Consider the following 1,949-nt stretch of genomic DNA (forward strand, 5'->3'; position numbering starts at 1 on the left):
TTAAACTTAAACTTGAAAAGGGTAATGATATAGACTACTTAGATTTTTTTGTTAAAGGTTTTAAATCTCTTGTTGATATTAAACAAGAATTTGATTATTTTGTAAAGAAGAAATATAGTAATTTTGATGCAGATTATATTACAATGCATATAGCGAAAGATTTTAATTCTCCATTTCTTAAAAAGCTTACATATGAAATTGATTTCAATAACAACCCTACAAGAATTTTTTAGATAATACTATAAAGAGTGACATATTATCTAATTTTAGGATTAACCCTTCTTTCGTAAAGGATATCATATATACCCAAAAATGACATGATGATTCAATTGATGTTAACGCGAAAATTATATATTCACCATTTAAAAATTCTACAAAATCAGTAGATTTATGTATAAGATTTTTATTGTTTGGGTTTGGTCGTCATGGTCAAAGGGTGGATGATTTAATAAAATATATTGAAAAAAATATTAAATTACGTGTAAAAGGCGAAGATAAAAATCGTTTTGCTAATGAAGTAAAATATAATGAATATCACAAAATTGAGGATAACACTGAAAATTTAAACGAAATAACATTAATGATTGATTCATTTAACAAAAAATATGAAAATATGCCTTCAGGACATACAATAAAATTATCATGTAATCCTAATTATAAATATACAAAAGAAAATAATCCCACAATAAAAATGAAGACAGAAGGAATGACATCTATGTATTTTGATCTTATCATAAATGATGAATTTCTTTTTGATCGTAAATTAATAGTAAAAGTGTACGGATACCGCACAGAATAGTTTAATTATTTAATCTAAATCTAATTAAGTCAACAATTATTTATTAAAAATAAAAAACAACAAACTTCTTTAAAAATTGTTGTTTTTTTATTAAAAAAATATAAATTACGCTTTTTGCAATAGTATTAAAAAATTGCATAAAATATGTTCCCTTTTATGAAATCAAATTAAAATTTTAGATAATTCTATTATTAATAAACTAAAGTAATAAATAAAAATAAATGATAAAAATTATTCATGAAATACAATAGATCTACAAATCGTAAAAGTAATTATAAAGGGTGTCTTCAAATAATCTTAATTTTCCTAGATGGGCAAATTTTAATAATTTAAACAATAATCATTATAACTTTGAACAATAAAATCAAAGCAATTATAACTATATTGTTCCTTAAGTTGATGTTTTATTATCCTCATAATTCACAACGAAATACAAATACACGAATAATTTCACCAACAAAACTATGGTTATAAATAAACACACACAGTACTTACCAATCTACGATAACAAAAAATAACAAACAAATGTTCTAAATTTGTTTGTTTGGGCATCCCCCATTATTGTTACAAGCGTGTTTATATCGGGATTTTCTACTAATAAAAATGAAAGCATAAAAATTCATTTAATAACAAAACAATACAATGCTACATAAAAAATCTCAAGCTAAAGATTATCAAATTGATTATTCGGGTTATGAAAGTATTGATATATTAATAAATAAAATTAATTCATAATTATGTAAAAATATTAATTAACTTATTAAATAATAAGGTTAGATTTCAAAAAAATAGCAATTCTTCCACAACCATTACTTATTAAAATACTTAAAAATGAATTATCTTTTGATTAGTGAAATTATCTAGATTAGTTAAATTTGAATATAAAGGGATATCAATATTAAAGAAAGCAACATTAAATACAATGTCTCCGTCATTATTTAAAGATTCTGATGACGGATTAGAAAAAGTTTTGGCAAAATTTATATTTGATAGCGAATCAATTATAACCAACATATAATAGTGCATAAAAATATTATTTGATATGACATTTTTTTAATTCACCTATTTAAAGTTTGGTGATTTTTTATTTAAACAAAATACATAAAAGTGATTTTTCCTTTATAAAATATTGCTTTATTGTTGAAAAAAC

The 1,949-nt window shown here is 22.0% G+C and carries 3 protein-coding genes; all 3 read left to right on the plus strand.

Features of this window, described 5'->3' with window-relative positions; all coding sequences use genetic code 4:
- Nucleotides 1-233: hypothetical protein (locus T380_RS04430; RefSeq protein ID WP_036437139.1), on the plus strand; the 233-nt coding region annotated here is incomplete at its 5' end.
- A gap of 173 nt (nucleotides 234-406) precedes the next feature.
- Nucleotides 407-799 carry a single stranded DNA-binding domain-containing protein gene (locus T380_RS0103650; RefSeq protein ID WP_027334515.1) on the plus strand — a complete coding sequence of 131 codons (393 nt, stop codon included), beginning with the start codon at nucleotides 407-409 and terminating at the stop codon, nucleotides 797-799.
- An 850-nt stretch (nucleotides 800-1,649) separates the two neighbouring features.
- A complete protein-coding gene (locus T380_RS04365; protein ID WP_156930182.1) occupies nucleotides 1,650-1,817 on the plus strand; it encodes a hypothetical protein in 168 nt (55 codons plus the stop codon).
- Nucleotides 1,818-1,949 lie beyond the last annotated feature (132 nt).

The organism is Mycoplasma elephantis ATCC 51980 (assembly GCF_000687815.1).
Lineage (GTDB): Bacteria > Bacillota_I > Bacilli_A > Mycoplasmatales > Metamycoplasmataceae > Mycoplasma_H > Mycoplasma_H elephantis.